Origin of the sequence: Lentzea xinjiangensis, from assembly GCF_900110955.1 — a bacterium.
Lineage (GTDB): Bacteria > Actinomycetota > Actinomycetes > Mycobacteriales > Pseudonocardiaceae > Lentzea > Lentzea xinjiangensis.
The window spans coordinates 137,663-157,786 of record NZ_FOFR01000020.1; the positions used below are offsets into that span (position 1 = coordinate 137,663).

Consider the following 20,124-nt stretch of genomic DNA (forward strand, 5'->3'; position numbering starts at 1 on the left):
GTCCCCCCACACCGCTCGGGTCGCCCCGCCTTCCGGGGAACGCGGGGGCCCTGCGTTCCCCGGAAGGAAACGCAGGGCCCCCGCGTTCCCTGAAGCGAAGCTGAAAGAGGTGGGGCTGGCCCTACCCCGGCGAGTCAGGGACACCTCAGGGTTTGCTCGGGGGAGTTCCCCATTGGTTGATCACCGAGTTCGCCAGAGACTTCTGAGGTGCTTCAAGTGGGGGCGGAAAGACGCGGATTGGTGGTCGGGGGACTGGTGTTCTCACTGGTTCCGATTTTTTACCTGCATGTCGTGTCGGCAGGGCAGCTCGACCCGGTCGCGGACGTGATCAGCGACTACGTCTTCGTGCACAACGGCACGGGCTGGCTCGCGGCGACATCTCTTAGTTTGGCCGCCGTCTCGGCGTTGCTCGCCGTCAACCTGCGCGGTGTAGGCAGGTCAGCGCAGTGGCTGATCGGCATCTGGTCGGCAGGGCTGACCGTGTCGACGATCTTTCCCACCGACCCCACGGGAGCGCCGACGTCCGTGTCCGGCTACATCCACCGGTACGCCGGCGCGGTCATGTTCGTGGCATTGCCCGCCGCCGGACTGCTCATCGCCCGCACATTTCCGGCTCTGCTCGGTGTCGCAATAACGGCGAGCGTGTCGAGCGCGGCGTTTCTGGTCAGCCACGTTTCGTTCGCCGGTTTCGAGGCGCGCGGGCTGGCCGAACGAGTTTTGTTCGCATCCCTTTACGGCCTCCTTTTCGCCATAGCCGCACTCCAGGTGAGGCTGCCCGGATCAAGGACGTGGCGCACATGACCCTGCTCGCCGTCGCACTCGCCGTGCTCGGCGCCGTGTGCTTCGCGCTCGCGGCCCGCCTGCAGCACGACGCGGTCGCCGAGACCGGGGCGCGCGTGGGCGTCCTGAAGCAGCCGCGCTGGCTCGGCGGGCTCGCGCTGCTGGTCGCCGGGGCCGGGGTGCACGCGGCCGCGCTCGGCATGGCACCCCTCACCGTCGTCCAGCCGATCGGTGTGCTCGCCATCGGGATGACCGCGCTGATGGACCGCCGCTTCCGCGAGGTGCCGGCGATCCTGCTCACGACCGCGGGTGTGGGTGCGTTCGTGCTCCTGGCGTCCGGCAGTGCGACCGCGACCCAGGTCGCGCCGGATGCCGAACTCACCGCCGGACTGCTGGTCCTCGGCGCAATCGCGGTTCCTGGGGTCATTGCCGCTGTCACGACGAACGCGCGCATCCGCGCAGTGGCGTTCGCATCGGCCGGTGGCGTGGCGTACGGCTACGTGTCGGTGCTCATGCGCGCTGTCTCCCAGTCGGTCCAGCAGGGCGGCTTCGGGCTCTCGCACGTCGCGTCCGTCCTCGGCATCGCCCTCTCGCTCGCGGTCGGCGGCTGGCTCGTCCAGCACGCCTACGCGGGCGGACCCCCTCATCTCGCCGTCGCCTGCCTGACCGTGGTGGACCCGCTGGTCGCGGTCGGCATCGGCGCCTTCCTGCTCGGCGAGGCCGCGCACCTGTCCCCGTGGACCGGTGCCGGGCTGATCGCCTGCGCGCTCGCCGCAGTCGGCGGCGTGTTCGCCCTCGCTCGTCAACCACAACCGGTCAAGACTCGAACGGAGCTTCCCGTGAACACCTCCAGCGCGCTGCGCGTCGTCATCGCCGCTGACACGTTCCCCCCGGACGTCAACGGAGCCGCGCGGTTCGCGCAACGCCTCGCGACCGGTCTGGCCGGCAACGGCCACGACGTCCACGTCATCGCCCCGGACTCGCCCAGGGCCACGGAGATCCCCGGTGTGACGGTGCACCGGCTGCGCTCGCACCGGCTGCCGTTCTACCCGGACTTCCGGTTCTGCCTGCCGTGGCAGGTCTCGAAGGAGGCGGCGGAGCTGGTCAAGGCGCTCAAGCCGGACGTCGTGCACGTCCAGGCGCACTTCGTGGTGGGCAGGTTCGTCCTCAACGCCGCTGTCGCGCAGGGCATCCCCACGCTGGCCACGAACCACTTCATGCCGGAGAACCTGTTCAGCCACGCCCACGTGCCGGCGTTCCTGCAGGGACTGTCCCGCAAGTGGGCCTACCGCGACCTGGCGCGGGTGTTCGGCCGGGCCGACGTGGTGACCGCGCCGACGCCGCGCGCCGTGCAGTTGCTGCACGACAGCGGGTTCCCCGAACGCGCGGTGCCCGTCTCGTGCGGCATCGACATCTCCCGCTACCAGCGCGAGGTGACGCACAACGACCGGCCGACCGCGCTGTTCGTCGGGCGGCTGGACGAGGAGAAGCGCGTCGACGAGTTCCTGCGCGCCCTGGCCCGCGTGCCCGGCGCGGTCGGCGAGATCGTCGGCGACGGCACCTGCAAGGCCGAGTGGGAGCTGCTGGCCCGCGACCTCGGCATCACCGACCGCGTGCAGTTCCACGGCTTCGTGTCCGAGGACGAGCTGCTGGACGCCTACGCCCGCGCCGACCTGTTCGTCATGCCCGGTGTCGCCGAGCTGCAGAGCCTCGCCACGATGGAGGCGATGGCCGCGGGCAAGCCGGTGATCGCCGCGAACGCGATGGCCCTGCCGCACCTCGTGCACCCCGGCCGCAACGGCTGGCTGTTCGAGCCGGGCGACGTGAACCAGCTCGCGCAGCGGCTGCACACCCTCGTCCACGACGCGCCGATGCGGGCGCGGATGGGCGCCGCCAGCAGCGAGATCATCTCGCACCACGCGCTGGCGACGACCCTGGAGCGCTTCGAGGCGCTCTACGCGCGGGCGATGGGCCGCGCGGTGCCGGTCATCGCGCTGGCGGCCTGAGCTTCTCCTCGATCCGCCCGGCCACGACGAGACCGGTGCGGGAGAGGGTGAGCGACGCGGGGTGCTCACCCTCTCCCTCGATGAGGAACCGGTACAGCGACGCGTGCCCCTCCAGCCGTTCGCGCAACGTCTCGGCGATGTCGCAGTCCGCGGGGTAGATCGCCGGGATCGCCTCGTCCACGAGCTGCAGGCGGATCCGGCGGCGCTCCAGGCGGGGCACGTACCAGGACGTGATCAGCAGCAGCGTCAGGCCGAACACCAGCGCCGTGCCGATCACCGCGTGCCAGCCCCACCCCGCCGGCCCGAGCAGCAGCAGCACGTCGGCGACGACGAGGTAGCAGATGCCGTAGACGACGGCCCAGCCCGCGGTCGCGGCGGCGGGCGGTTCGGCCCGTTCCGTTCCCCAGACGCCCTCGACGCGGCGCCAGCGCTGCAGCGACTTGCCACCGGCCAGCGCCATCCAGACGCCGAACGCCGCGCAGAGCACCGAGGCGGGGATCACGAGCCACGGCTCGGTGTGCGGCTCGAACCGCCAGACCGCCCAGGCCAGGCCGGCCACCGCCAGCACGACGGCCGCCTTCTTCCAGCGGCGCTTGATGATCGCGAGTGGCTTGAAGTCCGCCAGCACCGCGAGCGGGGTGCGGATCGGTGAGGGCAGCGAGCCGAGGACCAGCAGCGCCGTGACCACCAGCGCGACGCCGGCCACGGTGACCGTGCCGGTCGTGAGCTGCGCCCGGTTGCCGGGCAGCCGGTCGACGGCGGTGGCCGCCAGCGGGATCACCGGTGAGAGCAGCACCAGCCCGTGCAGCAGCGTGCCGCTCCTGAGCGCCGCGTAACCGAAGGCGGCCAGGAGGCTGGCCGCGCCGATCGCGGCGCCGGGGCCCGCCGCCCACGCCGGCAGCATCCCGAACAGCGCCATGACGACGAGCGCGCCGCCGACCGCGAGGCCGAGCAGCCCCAGGAACTGCGCGAGCTTGCCGCCCCTGGTCAGGCCGGTGATCGTCCAGTAGGGCAGCAGCGCGGCGCCGCGCAGGGAGCGGGTGACCGGCCGGACCGCGGCGAGCCCCGACCGTTCGGAGTCGGCGACCGTGACCGCGACGGCCGCCGCCGTCGCCGCCGTGCGGATCATCTGGTCCGACGCGGCCTCCTGGGTGAGCGGCTCCCGGCCGATCCCCGCGCGGTCGAACGCGGCGAGCGCCGCCATGCCGGTCGTGACCGTGTGCTCCTGCGGGAACTCCAGGCGCCGCAGCAGGTCCGCGTGCTCCTCGAGGAACAGCTCACCGCGCGAGCGCCGGTCGGCGCCGTCACCGCGGTCGGCGATGACGGCGGCCCGCAGCCGGGGCAGCTCCTCGCAGATGATCCGCCAGTGCAGGCCCCACGCGGCGAGCTCGGCGAGCTTCATCGACGACGGCGACAGCTCGCCCTCCGCCCGGTAGATGCCGGCGAGCTCCCGCGCGGCCTCCTCGGCGCAGGCGGCGAGGAGAGCGGGCAGCTCCGGCCCGAACATCGCCTCGGCGACCTGGTCGACGACGGCCCTCGCGCGCTGCTCCGGCGTGCGGTCGTCGTCCCGCGGCCGCCCGAGCTGGTCCATCCTGCGCAGCCGCCGCGGGTCGAACAGCACCCGGCACAGCATCGTGGCGCCGTCGAGCCGTCCCCAGATCCAGTCGTTGACCCGCCACGACCGCTTGAGGAACCCGGAGAACCGCGACAGCGACGCCCCGCCCGCCTTGTCGTCCGCGGTGATCGACTGCTTGGCGAACGCGTTGCGCGTCTGCAGCGACACCTGCACCAGCTCGACCGGCGTGTCCAGGCCCGTCGAGGCGTCGTCGGACAGGCACGTGCCGGCGATCTCCAGCGCCAGCATGCGGCTCAGCCACCGCTCGCCGTCGCTCAGCCCCGCTTCCCGCGCCGCGGCCTCGGGTGCGAGCAGGGCGTGCCAGCAGACCAGCCCGCCGAGCTCGCGCCGGTGCTCGTCGAGCCCGTCGAGCACCTCGCGGGCGGCGCCGACGATCCGGGCGATCTCGGCGACCTGCGCCTTGACCTCGAGGCCGAGGTGCCCGTCGATCATGTGCTCGTGGTAGCTCGCGAGCCGGCCCGTCCAGTAGCCCTCGCCGAGCGAGCCGGACGGCTCCCACGCGAACAGCTCCTCCCGCAGCCGCCGCAGCTCCGCGCGGACCTGGTGGAGGTCCCGGCGCGCCGCGGAGGTGGCCTCGGCCGCGTCCTCGGGCACCACCCAGACGATCCGCTTGAGCAGGTCGAGGGCCGACGCGCCCAGGCGCTCGGCCATCGTGATGCCCCACTCCCAGCCCATGTCCTCGCGGCACACGGTGCTCGGCAGCTTCACGCCCGGCACGTACGGCAGCACGCCGTGCTTCGCCTTCCACTTGCGCTGCGCGGTCTCGGCCGCCCGCCGCGCCCGTTCGAACGACCAGTTGGCCGGGTTGCCGCCGGGCAGCGCGAACTGCTGGGCCGTCACCTGCCGGGCCGCGAGCCGGATCTCGACGTCCTCGTAGTGGCCGAAAAGCTTGTCCGCGAGCGAGTACACCTCGTCGACGACGTCCTCGCCGCCCTCGTGCAACCGCTGGAGCAACGCCATCCGCCCGCCCCGCGAGCTCGCGGCCCTGCGGTTGTGCTCCTCGATCTTCTCGACGTAGGTGCGGTTGGCCTGGCTCGACATCGCGCTCAGCAGCTTGGCGCCGGAGCTGACCGTCGTGAACCCCTGGTCGGAGGAGTCGGCCTGCGGCTCGGAGCCCAGCGGCTCGGCGTGCGGGAAGACCAGCAGCATGACCCGGCGCACCGGCCCGTCCGCCGGCATGCGGTCGATGGCCTCCAGCGCCTCCCTCGTCGGCGTGTTGACCAGCACGCCGCCGTCGACCGCGAACCGGCTCCGGTCGCCGCCGTTGGCCCAGCTCGCGACGTCCGCCATGTCGGGCCGGTCCGGCGTCGCCTGGCCGCCGACCGGGATGAAGCTCGGCTCGAACGCGAACGGGAAGCTCGCGGAGCTCCGCGCGGCGAGCGCGAGCTGGCGGACGCGGTCCGGCAGCAGCTCGGGCGTGAAGTCGTCCCTGGTCTCGTCGCTCACCCAGGGGTAGGGGTCGCGGCGGAACGAGAACGAGCCCTGGTGCACCGACTGGGTGAGCGGCTGGCCCAGGTCGTCGTAGCTGACGGCCGGCACGCCACCCAGCAGGGTGGTGGTGATCCTGAGGTCGATCGGGCGCTCGCACGCCTCGGTGGGCTCGAAGTCGGTGGTGAGGCGGTCCAGCGCCTCCTGCAGCCTCGGGTAGAAGAACTCGTCGCCCTTGAGCAGGCTCGCCGGCTGGCCGCGGAACGGCGTGCGCAGCAGCTGCTCCATCCGCCCCTGCTCGGCCCACAGGTCCCGCAGCCTGCTCAGGTCCGCCTGCTTGTTGACCTGCGACAACGCCAGCGCGGCGCCGTTGATGCCGCCCGCCGACGTGCCGGCGATGACGTCGGCGCGCGCGGTGCAGCCCACCAGGTCGAGCAGCGGCTGGTAGGTGCTGCCCGGCCTGGTCAGCCGGTCCAGCTCCAGCACCACGCCGCCCATCCAGACGGCCAGGCTCACGCCGCCGTTGAGCACGACGGCGAACCGGACCTCTTCCCGCGACATGGGTTGTTCGGTCATGCCGCACCACCCCCTCCGGCGTCGATCTTCCCCCTACCGAGGTACTCGTCCGGAGCAGGGAGGGGGTTACGCGGCCGGGTCGGACCTGAGGAACGGCCCCACCCGCTTGCGCGCGATCAGCACGCAGACGGCGAACGTGATCACCGCGCCCGCCACGGCCTGCGGGACCGTGTAGGCCCGGCCGTCGAAGGCGGACCCGGTGGGCGGCAGGATCACCGCGATCACCGCCGAGGTGCCCATGGCGAACATCCGGAACTTGGGCCCGACCACCGCGGTGGCCAGCGGGAGCGCCGCCCACAGCACGTACCAGGGCTGCAGCACCGGCCCGAGCACCAGGATCGCGCCCAGGGCGGCCCCGAGGCCGTTCATCGCCTTGATCCGGCCCTTGAAGCTGCGCCACAGCAGCCCGATCGTGATCACCACGTAGAGGCCCTGCCCGAGCAGGCGGGCCAGCGCGATCATCGACTCGGTGTGGTTGCCGAGGCCGAGCAGGATGCCGGTGCCCGCCCCCAGGAAGCCCAGCGCGGTGGGCGGCGACATCCAGGACTTCACGGTCGAGGCGACGTTCAGCGTCTCGACCCAGCCGAACCCGAACCCGGTGCCGAGGCAGATCACCACCACCCCGGCCGCGGCGATCACGGTCATGACCCCGGCCACCAGGGCCAGGTGCTTGAACCGGCCGCCGAGCTTGCGCGCCACCAGCACGCCGAGGAACCCGAGCGCGGCCATCGCGGGGATCTTCACCATCGCGCCGCACACGATGACCACGGAGCCCAGCGCGATCCACGACCACCTCAGCGGTTCCAGGCCGCGCATCGCGAGCTCCAGGCCGACCAGCATCAGGCCCAGCGCCAGGCCGTCGTTGTGCACGCCGATGACGATGTGGAACAGCACCAGCGGGTTCAGCGCGCCCAGCCACAGCGCGCCGACCGGCGGGACGCCGAACCGCGCGGCGAGCCGGGGCAGCGCCCACACGATCATCGCCAGGCCGCACAGCACCAGCAGGCGGTGCACGAACACACCGGACACCACGTGGTCGCCGGTGAGCATCGCGGTCAGGCGGCCGAACGCGAGGAACAGCGGCCCGTACGGCGCCGGCGTCTCCCGCCAGATGTTCGGCACACCGCGGGTCAGCACGTGGTCGACGCCCAGCGCGCCCGCGGGGCCCAGCTCGTACGGGTCGAGCCCGCGGGCCGCGATCTCGCTCTGCGCCAGGTACGAGTACACGTCCCGGGAGAACATCGGGACGCAGAAGACCAGTGGAACGGTCCACATCAGCAGCGTGCGGTCCATCTGGCCGCGCGAGATCAGCCGCGGCCGGCCGGGGCGCACGAACCGCCCCAGGGCCAGCCAGGCGGACACGATCATGAAGATGCCGGTCCAGACGACGCCCATCGCGACGCTGGGCATGCGCGAGAAGAGCCCGAGGACCGGCACGCCGTAGAGCGGCGAGTAGATCGGCGCGGCGCCGCCACCCAGTGACCCGACGGTCAGCAGCAGCGCGCCGATGGTGCCCCAGCGGCGGACGATGTCCAGCTGGCGACGCTCCCGACCGTTCAAGAGGTCGCTCTCTGGAGTGGTGGCTCCGCCGTTCGTGGGCATGGAGGCAGGGTATCGAGTGAGGTGGCGGCCGATCCCCGCCGCGTCTTCCACCGCACGAGCCGCGTTCGGCCGTGAGTCAGGTCACCCTGTGACCGCGATCTTTGCGACCTCCGGCGAAATACGCAACACTGGTGTTGTGAAAAACGCCGAGACCCACCTTGACGCCGTGCCGCAGCACGACGGCAAGACTCGGCGTGCTGTCGCCAGGCTCCTGCTGGAGCAGGGCCCGGTCACCGCGGCCGCTGTTGCCGAGGAACTGGGCATCAGCCCCACGGCCGTGCGCCGTCACATCGACGCACTGGTCGCGGACGGCGAGGCGATCACCAGGGACGCACCGCGGCAGACCCAACGCGGTCGTGGTCGTCCCGCGAAGCTCTTCCTGCTCACTGATGCCGGACGCGCCCGGTTCGGCCACGCCTACGACGACCTCGCGGTCGCCGCTGTCAGGTTCCTCGCCCAAACGGGTGGGGAAGAGGCTGTGCGCTCCTTCGCGCAGAGCCGGGTCGACGCGCTGGTGGACAGGCACCGTTCCGCGATCGTGGCGCAGGTCACGCCCGCCGAACGGGCGAAGGCCCTCGCCACCGCGTTGACCAGGGAGGGCTACGCTGCGGCGACGCGAAACGTGGGTACGGGCGAGCAGTTGTGCCAGCACCACTGCCCGGTCGCCCACGTCGCCGCCGAGTTCCCCCAGCTGTGCGAGACCGAGACGGAGACGTTCGCGAACCTCCTCGGCACCCACGTGCAGCGCCTCGCGACGATCGCCCGCGGCCACGCCGTGTGCACGACGCACATCCCGAACATTTCACGGATCCCAGATGATGGAGGGGAGCCCGCATGACTGCCGCTGCCGAGCAGCGCACGCCCACCACGGTGCAGTCTCCGCTCACGCAGGAAGAGACCATCGCGTCTCTGGGCAACTACGAGTTCGGCTGGGCCGACTCCGACGTTGCCGGCGCGAGCGCCCGCCGAGGCCTCAGCGAGGACGTCGTCCGCGACATCTCGGCGAAGAAGGACGAGCCCGAGTGGATGCTCGAGTACCGGTTGAAGGCGCTCAAGCTCTTCGACCTCAAGCCGATGCCGAACTGGGGCGCCGACCTCTCTGGGATCGACTTCGACTCGATCAAGTACTTCGTGCGGTCCACGGAGAAGCAGGCCACCTCCTGGGAGGACCTGCCCGAGGAGATCAAGAACACCTACGACCGCCTGGGCATCCCCGAGGCCGAGAAGCAGCGCCTCGTCGCCGGCGTCGCGGCCCAGTACGAGTCCGAGGTCGTCTACCACCAGATCCGCGAGGACCTGGAGCAGCAGGGTGTCCTCTTCCTCGACACCGACACGGCCCTCAAGGAGCAGCCGGAGCTCTTCCGGGAGTACTTCGGCTCCGTCATCCCCGCGGGTGACAACAAGTTCTCGGCGCTGAACGCCGCGACGTGGTCCGGCGGCTCGTTCATCTACGTGCCGAAGGGCGTGCACGTGGACATCCCGCTGCAGGCCTACTTCCGGATCAACACCGAGAACATGGGCCAGTTCGAGCGCACGCTGATCATCGTCGACGAGGGTGCCTACGTGCACTACGTCGAGGGCTGCACCGCGCCGATCTACTCGTCGGACTCGCTGCACTCGGCCGTCGTCGAGATCATCGTGAAGAAGGGCGGCCGCTGCCGCTACACGACGATCCAGAACTGGTCGAACAACGTCTACAACCTGGTCACCAAGCGCGCCAAGGCCGAAGAGGGCGCGACCATGGAGTGGGTCGACGGCAACATCGGCTCCAAGGTGACCATGAAGTACCCGGCCGTCTTCCTGATGGGCGAGCACGCCAAGGGCGAGGTCCTCTCGATCGCGTTCGCTGGCGAGGGCCAGCACCAGGACGCCGGCGCCAAGATGGTCCACATGGCCCCGCACACCTCCTCGACGATCGTGTCGAAGTCGGTGGCGCGCGGCGGTGGCCGCACGTCCTACCGCGGCCTGGTCCAGGTCAACAAGCGGGCGCACCACTCGAAGTCCACGGTGAAGTGCGACGCGCTGCTGGTCGACACCATCAGCCGGTCGGACACCTACCCGTACGTCGACGTCCGCGAGGACGACGTCGCGATGGGCCACGAGGCCACGGTCTCGAAGGTCTCCGAGGACCAGCTGTTCTACCTGATGTCGCGCGGCCTCAACGAGGACGAGGCCATGGCCATGATCGTGCGCGGGTTCGTCGAGCCCATCGCGCGCGAGCTGCCCATGGAGTACGCCCTCGAACTGAACCGCCTGATCGAACTGCAGATGGAAGGGGCCGTCGGCTGACATGGCCGCCCTGTCGACTCAACCTCACTCCCACGGAGCTGTCGTCCCGGTCGCCTCGCGCGCGGAGCACTTCACGTCCTACGACGTGGACGCGTTCGAGGTCCCGGGCGGTCGTGAGGAGATCTGGCGCTTCACGCCTCTCAAGCGCCTGGCCGGTCTGCACTCCGGCGCTGCGGCGACGGGTTCCGCCGCCGTTGAGGTGAACGCCCCCGAAGGTGTCACCGTCGAGACGGTCGGTCGTGACGACGACCGCCTCGGCAAGGCCGGTGTCCCCGGTGACCGCGTCGCGGCGCAGGCGTACTCGTCGTTCTCCGACGCCACCATCGTGACGCTGCCCGGCGACGCGAAGTCCGAGCCGGCCACCGTCACGGTGACCGGCCCCGGCGCGGGCGCCGTCGCCTACGGCCACATCCAGGTCAAGGCCTCGCAGTTCGCCGAGGGCACCGTGATCCTGGACTTCCGCGGTTCCGGCGCGTACGCGGAGAACGTCGAGTTCCTCGTCGCGGACGGCGCGCACCTCACGGTGATCGCCATCCACGACTGGGCCGACGACGCCGTGCACGTTTCGCAGCACCACATGAAGCTCGGTCGTGACGCGACCCTGCGCCACACGGTCGTGACGCTGGGCGGCGACGTCGTCCGGGTCACCCCGGTCGTGCAGTACGCGGGCCGCGGCGGCGACGCGGAGCTGTTCGGCCTGTACTTCGCGGACGCGGGCCAGCACCAGGAGCACCGGCCGTTCATCGACCACGCGCAGCCGAACTGCCGCAGCAACGTCGTCTACAAGGGCGCGTTGCAGGGCGACGGCGCGCACGCGGTGTGGATCGGCGACGTGCTGATCCGCGTGGCGGCCGAGGGCACCGAGACGTTCGAGCTGAACCGCAACCTGATCCTGACCGACGGCGCGCGCGCCGACTCGGTGCCGAACCTGGAGATCGAGACCGGTGAGATCGAGGGCGCGGGCCACGCCAGCGCCACCGGCCGGTTCGACGACGAGCAGCTGTTCTACCTGCAGGCGCGCGGCATCCCGGAGGAGCAGGCACGGCGTCTCGTCGTGCGCGGCTTCTTCCAGGAGCTGATCGCGAAGATCGCAGTCCCCGAGGTGCGCGAGCGCCTCGAGGCCGCCATCGAGGCAGAGCTCGAGGCGGTCGGCGCGTGATCCGGGTGTGTGCACTGTCCGAACTGGACAACCGCAAGCCGTTCGCCGCCAGCGTCGACGACGTCGACGTGGTCCTGGTGCGTGACGGTGAGCGGGTGCACGCACTCGCGGACCTGTGCTCGCACGCCGCGGTGTCGTTGAGCGAGGGCGAGGTCTCCCGCAAGGGGATCGAGTGCTGGTTGCACGGGTCGTGCTTCGACCTGGAGACCGGCAAGCCCTCCTCGCTGCCCGCCACCGAACCGGTCGACGTCTACGCCGTCGACATCCGTGACGGCGACGTCTTCGTCGACGTCACCGCCACCACGAACTGACTTCAGTTACACCACCAGGAGAACAGCAAGTCATGGCCACCCTTGAGATCAAGGACCTGCACGTCTCGGTCGTCAGCGAGGACGCTCCCAAGGAGATCCTCAAGGGCGTCGACCTGACGATCAAGGCCGGCGAGACCCACGCCATCATGGGCCCCAACGGCTCCGGCAAGTCCACGCTGTCCTACGCCATCGCCGGTCACCCGAAGTACACGATCACCTCGGGCACCGTCACGCTCGACGGCGAGGACGTGCTGGAGATGTCCGTCGACGAGCGCGCCCGCGCCGGCCTCTTCCTCGCCATGCAGTACCCGGTCGAGGTCCCCGGCGTCTCGATGTCGAACTTCCTGCGCACCGCCGCCACCGCCGTCCGCGGCGAGGCCCCGAACCTCCGCCACTGGGTGAAGGAGGTCAAGGGCGCGATGGCCGACCTCGACATCGACCCGGCGTTCGCCGAGCGCTCGGTGAACGAGGGCTTCTCCGGCGGTGAGAAGAAGCGCCACGAGATCCTGCAGCTGGGCCTGCTCCAGCCGAAGATCGCGATCCTCGACGAGACCGACTCCGGCCTCGACGTCGACGCGCTGCGCGTCGTGTCCGAGGGCGTCAACCGGTACAAGGCGAACGGTGAGGTCGGCGTCATGCTGATCACGCACTACACCCGGATCCTCAAGTACATCCAGCCGGACTTCGTGCACGTCTTCGCGGGCGGCCGCATCGTCGAGTCCGGTGGCCGCGAGCTGGCCGACGTCCTCGAGTCCGAGGGTTACGTGAAGTACACCGGTTCCAAGGAAGCCGCGACCCTTTCCTAGCGTTGCAGGTGTTGAGAGGAGGCGCTGTGACCACCACCGCAGCACCACTGGACGTAGCCGCTCTCCGAGCGGACTTCCCGATCCTGTCTCGCACCGTTCGTGACGGGAAGCGCCTGGTCTACCTGGACTCCGGCGCCACCTCGCAACGCCCGACGCAGGTGATGGACGCCGAGCGGGCGTTCCTGGAACAGCACAACGCTGCCGTGCACAGGGGCGCCCACCAGCTCGCCGAGGAAGCCACCGACGCCTACGAGGGTGCGCGCCAGCGCATCGCGGAGTTCGTCGGCGCCTCCTTCGGAGAGCTCGTTTTCACCAAGAACGCCACCGAGGGCTTCAACCTCGTCGCGTACGCGATGGGCAACGCCGCCACCTCGGGTCCCGAGTCGTCGCGGTTCGTGCTGAACCCCGGTGACGAGATCGTCGTGACCGAGATGGAGCACCACGCGAACCTCGTTCCGTGGCAGCAGGTCGCCCAGCGCACCGGCGCCGTCCTCAAGTGGTTCAGGCTCGGCCAGGACGGCCGCCTCGACCTGTCCGACGTGGACAGCGTGATCACGCCGCGCACCAAGGTCGTCGCGTTCACGCACCAGTCGAACGTGACCGGCGTGATCAACCCCGTCGACGTCCTGGTCGCGGCCGCGCAGAAGGTCGGCGCGCTGACCGTGCTGGACGCCTGCCAGTCCGTTCCGCACAGCACGGTCGACTTCCACGCGCTGGGCGTGGACTTCGCCGCGTTCTCCGGCCACAAGATGCTCGGCCCGTCCGGCATCGGTGTCCTCTACGGACGCCGTGAGCTGCTGGAGGCGTTGCCCCCCTTCATCACCGGCGGCTCGATGATCGAGCTGGTGAAGATGGAGGGCTCGACCTTCGCCCCGCCGCCCCAGCGCTTCGAGGCCGGTTCGCCGATGACGTCGCAGGCCGTGGGCCTCGGTGCCGCGGTCGACTACCTGAGCATCGTCGGCATGGAGCGCGTCCACGCGCACGAGCACGCGCTGACCGTCGCGGCGCTCGAAGGACTCCGCGCGGTTCCGGGCGTCCGCCTGCTCGGCCCGCAGGACGCGGTCGACCGCGGCGGCGCCGTGCCGTTCGAGATCGAGGGCGTGCACCCCCACGACGCGGGCCAGGTCCTGGACAGCCTGGGCATCGCGGTCCGCGTCGGCCACCACTGCGCGTGGCCGCTGCACCGCTGCCTGAACGCCCAGTCGTCCGTGCGCGCGTCGTTCTACCTGTACAACACGCTCGACGAGGTCGACGCTCTGGTCGACGGAGTCCGCGAGGCGCAGAAGTTCTTCGGGGTGGCCTGATGCAGCTCCAGCAGATGTACCAGGAGATCATCCTGGACCACTACAAGAACCCCCACGGCCGCGGCTTGCGCGACCCGTTCGACGCCGAGTCGTTCCAGGTCAACCCGACCTGCGGCGACGAGGTGACGTTGCGGGTCCACCTGGTCGGCGACCTGGTGAAGGACGTCTCCTACGACGGCCAGGGCTGCTCGATCAGCCAGGCGTCCACGTCGGTGTTGACGGACCTCGTCGTGGGTAAGCCCGTGGGTGAGGCGTTCGAGAAGATGGACGCGTTCGTCGAGCTCATGCAGGGCCGCGGCAAGGTGGAGCCCGACGAGGACGTCCTCGAGGACGGCATCGCCTTCGCCGGTGTCGCGAAGTACCCGGCGCGCGTGAAGTGCGCGCTGCTGGGCTGGATGGCCTTCAAAGACGCAGTAGCACGAAGCCAGGGAGCAGCATGAGCACCGAAGAAGTCGTCCGGGGAGCCGAAGGCATGCCGGTCTTCGAGCCCAAGGCTGACGTCGCCGCGCTCGACGACGTGGAAGAGGCCATGCGCGACGTGGTCGACCCGGAGCTCGGCATCAACGTCGTCGACCTGGGTCTCGTCTACGACATCCACATCGACGACAAGAACGTCGCCACCATCGACATGACGCTCACCTCGGCGGCCTGCCCGCTGACCGACGTCATCGAGGACCAGACCCGAGCCGCCCTGACCGGCGGCACGGGCGGTGGCCTCGTGTCGGACTTCCGCATCAACTGGGTGTGGATGCCGCCGTGGGGCCCGGAGAAGATCACCGACGACGGCCGCGAGCAGTTGCGGGCGCTGGGCTTCACGGTCTGAGTTCTCAGTTCCTGGAACGGCGCGCATCCGCGGGGTGCGCGCCGTTTTCCTTGGGTAGGATAATTGCGTTGCACGGCCGCGCGGCCGTCGCATAGCTTGATCCCATCGCAACCGCAGAGATCAACGGAGGAAGACATGCTTGCCAAGGCGGAGCTTGCGGGATGGCGAATTCTCGCCTTCATCGCCGGCATTCTGCTGGCGCTGGCGTGGGGCTCCACGCCATGACCTGATCCCCAGGTCATGACACCGGAGCCGCCCACGGGAAACGTGGGCGGTTTCTTTTTGCCCTGCGCACGAGCCGACGAGCTTCGGAAGCGGAACGGATTCCAAACCCGTTTCCCGAGGGTTCGACTCCTTCCGTCGGTGCCACCCGATTCCGCGGTACACGCGGTGAATCCTGGGGAAAGCACCGGTCTTCGTTCCCCGTCCCGTAGCTCAGTGGTGAGAGCGTCCGCCTGATACGCGGCAGGTCCCAGGTTCAAGCCCTGGCGGGACGACCACCGGCTCGGCGTACAAAGGTCCCGTGGATCACAGCAGCAGAGCGCTCTCGGCCGCCGGCGCGCTCTTCCTCGACCAAGCCGGGCGCGTCCTCCTCGTCGAGCCCACCTACAGGCCGCAGTGGGAGATCCCCGGTGGCGCGGTCGAACGGGGGGAGACCCCGGGCGAGGCGTGCCGGCGCGAGGTCGAGGAGGAGCTCGGCCTGGTCATCACGCCCGGCCGCCTGCTCGTCGTCGACTGGGCACCCCGCGACGGCGAGGACCGCGTCCTGTTCGTGTTCGACGGCGGCACGCTCACCGAGCACGACCACCTTCGCCTTCCCGCCGACGAGCTGAGGTCCTACGAGTTCGTGCCGCCTGAGGAAGCCGCCCGGCGCCTCGTCCCCAGGCTGGCCCGCCGGGTGGCGCAAGCGCTCGCCGCCCTGGCCTCCGGCGAGACCCGCTACCTCGAACACGGCCGGAGCCCGCAGCGGTGACCGGTCACACCGGAGCGGTCTGGGCGACCAGGAATCCCACCACGTCGTCCAGCCGGCCGCGGCGCGCGAACGCCCTGCGCTGCCGCGCCGCACCCGTGCCGTCGAGCAGCAACCGGTCGATGCCGTCGCTCACCATCCCGTAGTCACCGGCGAACTCCAGGGCCGGCCGCACCCACCGCAGCAACGACGCCGCGATCGTCGACGCGGGCGTCGGCGCACCGGTCACCGGGTCGATGCCGAACCCCTCCAGGCCGTCGCGCGCGGCACGCCACATCGCCACCTTCAGCAGGTGGGGCGGCAGCTTCACCGGCGGGGCGCCGGAGCTCAGCGCGGTGGCGGCGATCGCCCGCACCAGCGCGGCCATCAGCACCGCCTCCTCCACCGTCGGCGCGACGTCGGAGACCCTGAGCTCCAGCGTGGGGTGGCGGGCGGAGAGCCGCACGTCCCAGTAGAGCATCCCGGCGTCGATCGCCGCGCCGCTCGCGACGATCTCGTCGCGAGCCGTGCGGTACTCGGCCGCGGAGTCGAAGTGCGGCGGCACACCCGAGGTGGGCCAGCGGTTCCACACCAGGTAGCGCCAGCTCGCGTAGCCGGTGTCGCCGTAGAGCCAGTACGGCGAGTTCGCGCCCAGCGCCAGCAACGTCGGCAGCCACGGCCGCAGGTGGTTGCTCACGAAGATCTTCGACTCGTCGTCGGGCAGACCGATGTGCACGTGGCAGCCGCAGATCGCGAGGTCGTTGGTGAGCGCGCCCATCTCCTGCGCCATCCGGTGGTAGCGCGGGGAGTTCGTCAGCGGCGTCGGCATCGTGAGGCCCAGCACCGGCGTCCCGGTCGCGGCCAGGCGGGCGTCGTGGCGCGCCGCCCGTTCGATCAACGCCCGCCGCGCCGCCGCGAGCTCGTCCCGCAGCCGCCCCATGTCGGTGCAGATGCCGCTGGCCGACTCCACCTGGTACTGCGCGATCTCCTCCTGCAGGTCGATCTGGTAGCGGCCGGCTCCGGCGAGCACGTCCTCGGCGCGGTTGGCCAGATGACCCGTCGAAGCCTCGACGAGGACGAATTCTTCTTCCACCCCAACGGTGAGAAGGCCGTCCACGGTCGTGCGTTGCGCGGGTACCGCCTGAGTTCTGCTGCCGACCTGCACGCCGAACCTCCTGTGCGCTGAGTAGCGACCTCGATGCTATGAGTGATCGGGTCGCCGCACAGGAGGCGTTTGGTTGTACTTGTCAGCTCACCGCTCGTTGCGCGACACCACGCAGGACATCACGGCGATCGGTTCCCGGCCGGCCCATGACCCAGCTGGACCCGGTGAGCGACTTCGCGTGCTCCTTCACCGGCGCCAACAAGCGCGACACCTCGCGATACGACCCGACTGATCCCGGTGCACAGATAAGGGTCGCAAGAGAAAGGGTGATGTGTCGTCCCTCAGCCGTGTACGGCTTGTCGAGCAGACGCGCACTCAGCGGAACCGTCTCGTCGAGCCCGGCGAGGAGGAGGAAGTCGTCACCGCCGACGTGCCCCACCTGCACCCCGGGAAATGCCTGCGCGAGGCCCGCCAGGTCGTGCCCGATCTCGCGGATCAGGTCGTCGCCCGCCGCGAACCCGACCGTGTCGTTGACCGCCTTGAAGCTGTCGACGTCCAGCCACGACACGGCGAAGATCTCACCGGCCTCGATGCGCCGCTCCACCTCCCTCGCGATGGCATCGCTGCCCGGCAGGCGGGTGAGCGGGCTCAGCGCGGCCGCCTGCTCCACCTTGAGCTCCGCCACACCACGCACCACGTCCGCCACGCGCACGACACCCATGCACCGCTCGTTGTGGTCCACGACGATGAGGTCGTCGTTGGTGCGTTCACGATTCGCACCCGCCACCACGTCGAGCAACTCCAGCGCCGACGACTCGGTGCCGATGATGTGCGGCTTGTCCGCGAGCCGCGCCGCCTCGCGCTTGGCGTGCAGGGCGTGCCCGTACGGCCCGGTGACCGCGAGCAGGAACCTGTTGCGGTCCACCGACCACTTGGGGCGGCCCTCGTCGTCGACCAGCACGACGCCGGTGATCGAAGGCTGGATGGTGAAGACCTCGCGCACCTCGTCGCTCGTGGCGTGCTCGTGCAGGGTCGTCGCGGGGTGGAGGAAGTCGGTGACCCTGGGGCCGGTGCTGCCCCGGCGGATCTCCCCGGTCTCGGTGACGGCCTCCGGCGCGATGCGGGCGTTCACCGCCGGCCTCCGCTGCGGCGGCGCCAGGTAGTTGCCCTGCGCGTGCCCCACCCCCAGCCTGCGCAGGTGCGTGAGCTCCGCCTCCGTCTCGACGCCCTCGGCCACGACCTGGCCGCCCGTGTACTCGCCGAGGCGCACCAGCGACTGGACCAGCGCGCCCCGCGCCGCGTCGTTCGGCAGCGTGCGGACGATCTCGCGGTCGAGCTTCACGAAGTCCGGCGAGGCGCTCGTGAGGAGACCCAGCGGCACGTCGCCCTCGCCCACGCAGTCGAGCGCGATGCGGAAACCGTTGTTGCGCAACGTCTGCATCCCCCGCGCGAGGCGGGCGCGGTTGGCCCGCGAGTACGGCTCGCCGATCTCGACGACGACGCTGTCGGGGGAGCGCCGGGCGTCCCGGAGCGCACCGTAGAGCGGGCCCATCACCTCGGGCTTGTCCGCGACCGTGAGCGCGAGCAGGTTCACGTGCAGCGGCAGCATCAGGTCGAAGTCGGCGGCCGAGCGGATGGCCCGGCAGGCGAGTCCGACGTCGGCGTTGGCCAGCAGACCGGCCTGGAAGGCGGCCTGGAGGAGATCCTGCACGCTGCCGTCGTGCGGCCGGGCCAGGGCCTCCACCGCGACGACGCCCCCGGTGTTCAGGTTGAACAGCGGCTGGAAGGCGAACCGGACGTCATCCAGCAATGCGGGCACGACCCCGATCGTGCCGGTGCGAACGACCCCTACCAAGCGGGTTCACCAGGTGTTCACGAGGTTGGCGACGAGCCGCCACAGCGCGGCTGCGCTCGGTGACCCGGCGCTCACGCCGGGAGTTCGTCAGAAGATCAGCTTCTTCCTGAGCCGCAGCGGAGCCGCCGCGAACAGAGCGGTCATGGCCGCCGCCGTCCCCTTCACGTCGTCTCTGCCCGAGAGGTACGCGCGCTGCAGGTCCACGTCCAACCGGAAGAACAGCTCGAAGAAATCCCTCGTCTCGTCGGCGTTCAGCCGGAGCAGCGCTTCAAGACCCCGGCGGCGCAACGCCTGCACGATCCGCGCGCTGTGAGGCCAGATGACGCGCCGCGGGTCCTCCCCGGCCCGCACCGCCTGGGCAACCGCCGGCGCGAGGGTGAGGGACGTGGCGACGCTGTACCCCGTGCCGGGGTGGATGAAGCCCGCGCTCGCGCCGAACGCCAGACCACCGGACCGGGGCGCGTCGAGGGGGAAGCGCACACGTTCCTCGTGGGCACCGGGGGCGAGCCGTGCGTGCAGCCGTCGCCGGAGCTCGCTCAGCGGCATGCCGGGCCGCCGCGCCAGGCAGGTCTCCTCGACGAGGACTCTGTTGCCGCCCAACGGAACCTTGTAGAGAAACGTGTCACCGTCACGCCAGTCCATCAGCGTCGTCTCGGTGCTGTCCGATTCGATGACGGTCCCCACGGCCGTTTGCTCGGCACGGCCTTTGCGCGCGCCAGTGGCGTTGAAGGTGTAGCGCGCTTCGACCGGCTGCTTCAGCACCGTGACGCTGCTGGGGAGTTCGTGGAGCCGTGCGTTGTCGAGAACGACATAGGAGCGTGGGATCAGATGCTCCTCACGCGCGTAGACGCGAACCACTGTGCTGGTGACGGCTGCCGGTGCGTCCGGCGGGAGCTCATCGGCCCACGCGCCGTACGTCGCCGTCCACACGCGATGCGGATGACGATCGACGATCGCGGTGTGGAGACCTTCCTTTGCGCAAGCGCGGGCGAGCGCGCGGCCGGCCGGGCCGCCACCAATCACGAGGACGTCGTGCACAGCTCCATGATTGACGCTGCGGCCCGGACGTGCCGCGCTCCGCGCCGCCGGACCGGAAACCCGCTGGTCAGCGCGGCGCAGGCACTCGGGCGACCCCCCGATTTGGAGATCGAAACACCCCCGTGTAATGTTCTCTCTGCCAGCGCGGAACGGGCCGGAAATCACACCGGAACGAGCGGGGCAAAGCCGGAAGACAGAAAGCCTCTGAGAGGCCGATTTGACACCGGCGCGAAACACCGAATAAGCTTCAGCAACACAAGCCCCGAGTGAAACTCTCCGGAAACGGAGATTGGATCCGGTGAGCGCGTGTTCTTTGAGAACTCAACAGCGTGCCGAAACACAGCCAGTAATATGAATACCCCTCGTCGGGGTATTCCTTTGAGTAGATAGACCAGATTGCCAGACATATTCCGTCTGGAGCGATCACACAATCCTTATTGGAGAGTTTGATCCTGGC

At 70.3% G+C, this 20,124-nt stretch carries 16 protein-coding genes and 1 tRNA gene; 12 read left to right on the forward strand and 5 right to left on the reverse strand.

Going from position 1 to position 20,124, the window contains the following annotated elements; all coding sequences use genetic code 11:
- Window positions 1-240: 240 nt before the first annotated feature.
- Both BMW88_RS32565 and BMW88_RS32570 read left to right on the forward strand, forming a co-directional pair.
- A complete protein-coding gene (locus tag BMW88_RS32565) occupies window positions 241-801 on the forward strand; it encodes a DUF998 domain-containing protein (protein ID WP_281249479.1) in 561 nt (186 codons plus the stop codon).
- On the forward strand, window positions 798-2,786 hold the full coding sequence (locus BMW88_RS32570) for a glycosyltransferase (RefSeq protein WP_089958363.1): 1,989 nt from the start codon (window positions 798-800) through the stop codon (window positions 2,784-2,786). The genes BMW88_RS32565 and BMW88_RS32570 overlap by 4 nt, the downstream gene beginning before the upstream one ends.
- Here the strand turns inward: BMW88_RS32570 and BMW88_RS32575 are convergent.
- The gene (locus BMW88_RS32575; protein ID WP_089958366.1) at window positions 2,767-6,426 is read right to left on the reverse strand and encodes a patatin-like protein; all 3,660 of its coding nucleotides are present in this window, start codon (window positions 6,424-6,426) and stop codon (window positions 2,767-2,769) included. The genes BMW88_RS32570 and BMW88_RS32575 overlap by 20 nt on opposite strands.
- A gap of 66 nt (window positions 6,427-6,492) precedes the next feature.
- The gene (gene mptB / locus BMW88_RS32580; RefSeq protein WP_089958368.1) at window positions 6,493-8,028 is read right to left on the reverse strand and encodes a polyprenol phosphomannose-dependent alpha 1,6 mannosyltransferase MptB; all 1,536 of its coding nucleotides are present in this window, start codon (window positions 8,026-8,028) and stop codon (window positions 6,493-6,495) included.
- A gap of 166 nt (window positions 8,029-8,194) precedes the next feature.
- Here mptB and BMW88_RS32585 point away from each other — a divergent pair, with 166 nt between their 5' ends.
- The 10 genes from BMW88_RS32585 to BMW88_RS32630 all read left to right on the forward strand — a co-directional run bounded on the left by BMW88_RS32585 (window position 8,195) and on the right by BMW88_RS32630 (window position 15,693).
- Window positions 8,195-8,866: a helix-turn-helix transcriptional regulator gene (locus BMW88_RS32585; RefSeq protein ID WP_342715294.1), complete on the forward strand. Its 672-nt coding sequence runs from the start codon at window positions 8,195-8,197 to the stop codon at window positions 8,864-8,866.
- Window positions 8,863-10,317, forward strand: coding sequence for a Fe-S cluster assembly protein SufB (gene sufB, locus BMW88_RS32590; protein ID WP_089958373.1), 1,455 nt, complete (start codon window positions 8,863-8,865; stop codon window positions 10,315-10,317). Before BMW88_RS32585 ends, sufB begins: the two co-directional genes overlap by 4 nt.
- Before the next feature lies 1 nt (window position 10,318).
- Window positions 10,319-11,476, forward strand: a complete 1,158-nt coding sequence (gene sufD / locus BMW88_RS32595; protein WP_089958375.1) for a Fe-S cluster assembly protein SufD — start codon at window positions 10,319-10,321, stop codon at window positions 11,474-11,476.
- Window positions 11,473-11,787 (forward strand): non-heme iron oxygenase ferredoxin subunit, encoded by a 315-nt coding sequence (locus BMW88_RS32600; RefSeq protein WP_089958378.1) that lies wholly within the window; start codon window positions 11,473-11,475, stop codon window positions 11,785-11,787. Before sufD ends, BMW88_RS32600 begins: the two co-directional genes overlap by 4 nt.
- A 32-nt stretch (window positions 11,788-11,819) precedes the next feature.
- Complete coding sequence (gene sufC / locus BMW88_RS32605; protein ID WP_089958380.1) at window positions 11,820-12,593, forward strand: Fe-S cluster assembly ATPase SufC; 774 nt, start codon at window positions 11,820-11,822, stop codon at window positions 12,591-12,593.
- 26 nt (window positions 12,594-12,619) lie between these two features.
- A complete protein-coding gene (locus tag BMW88_RS32610) occupies window positions 12,620-13,897 on the forward strand; it encodes a cysteine desulfurase (protein WP_089958383.1) in 1,278 nt (425 codons plus the stop codon).
- Entirely contained in the window at window positions 13,897-14,337 is a 441-nt protein-coding gene (gene sufU / locus BMW88_RS32615; protein WP_089958385.1) for a Fe-S cluster assembly sulfur transfer protein SufU, read from the forward strand. Before BMW88_RS32610 ends, sufU begins: the two co-directional genes overlap by 1 nt.
- Window positions 14,334-14,720, forward strand: a complete 387-nt coding sequence (locus BMW88_RS32620; RefSeq protein WP_089912772.1) for a metal-sulfur cluster assembly factor — start codon at window positions 14,334-14,336, stop codon at window positions 14,718-14,720. The genes sufU and BMW88_RS32620 overlap by 4 nt, the downstream gene beginning before the upstream one ends.
- A 424-nt stretch (window positions 14,721-15,144) precedes the next feature.
- A tRNA-Ile gene (locus tag BMW88_RS32625) sits at window positions 15,145-15,220 on the forward strand.
- Between the two features lie 23 nt (window positions 15,221-15,243).
- Window positions 15,244-15,693 (forward strand): NUDIX domain-containing protein, encoded by a 450-nt coding sequence (locus tag BMW88_RS32630; RefSeq protein WP_089958388.1) that lies wholly within the window; start codon window positions 15,244-15,246, stop codon window positions 15,691-15,693.
- A gap of 4 nt (window positions 15,694-15,697) precedes the next feature.
- Here the strand turns inward: BMW88_RS32630 and BMW88_RS32635 are convergent, their stop codons facing one another.
- The 3 genes from BMW88_RS32635 to BMW88_RS32645 form a co-directional block, all read right to left on the reverse strand.
- Window positions 15,698-16,762, reverse strand: coding sequence for a carboxylate-amine ligase (locus BMW88_RS32635; RefSeq protein ID WP_245778206.1), 1,065 nt, complete (start codon window positions 16,760-16,762; stop codon window positions 15,698-15,700).
- Window positions 16,763-16,916: 154 nt separating this feature from the next.
- Window positions 16,917-18,593: a GGDEF domain-containing protein gene (locus BMW88_RS32640; RefSeq protein WP_089958447.1), complete on the reverse strand. Its 1,677-nt coding sequence runs from the start codon at window positions 18,591-18,593 to the stop codon at window positions 16,917-16,919.
- A gap of 123 nt (window positions 18,594-18,716) precedes the next feature.
- The gene (locus tag BMW88_RS32645) at window positions 18,717-19,667 is read right to left on the reverse strand and encodes a lycopene cyclase family protein (protein ID WP_089958393.1); all 951 of its coding nucleotides are present in this window, start codon (window positions 19,665-19,667) and stop codon (window positions 18,717-18,719) included.
- Between the last annotated feature and the right edge of the window lie 457 nt (window positions 19,668-20,124).

Coding starts and splice junctions, on each gene's coding strand:
- BMW88_RS32570 (WP_089958363.1), top strand. CDS start 798: ATGACCCTGCTCGCCGTCGCACTCGCCGTGCTCGGCGCCGTGTGCTTC.
- BMW88_RS32575 (WP_089958366.1), bottom strand. CDS start 6,426: ATGACCGAACAACCCATGTCGCGGGAAGAGGTCCGGTTCGCCGTCGTG.
- mptB (WP_089958368.1), bottom strand. CDS start 8,028: ATGCCCACGAACGGCGGAGCCACCACTCCAGAGAGCGACCTCTTGAAC.
- sufB (WP_089958373.1), top strand. CDS start 8,863: ATGACTGCCGCTGCCGAGCAGCGCACGCCCACCACGGTGCAGTCTCCG.
- sufD (WP_089958375.1), top strand. CDS start 10,319: ATGGCCGCCCTGTCGACTCAACCTCACTCCCACGGAGCTGTCGTCCCG.
- sufC (WP_089958380.1), top strand. CDS start 11,820: ATGGCCACCCTTGAGATCAAGGACCTGCACGTCTCGGTCGTCAGCGAG.
- sufU (WP_089958385.1), top strand. CDS start 13,897: ATGCAGCTCCAGCAGATGTACCAGGAGATCATCCTGGACCACTACAAG.
- BMW88_RS32620 (WP_089912772.1), top strand. CDS start 14,334: ATGAGCACCGAAGAAGTCGTCCGGGGAGCCGAAGGCATGCCGGTCTTC.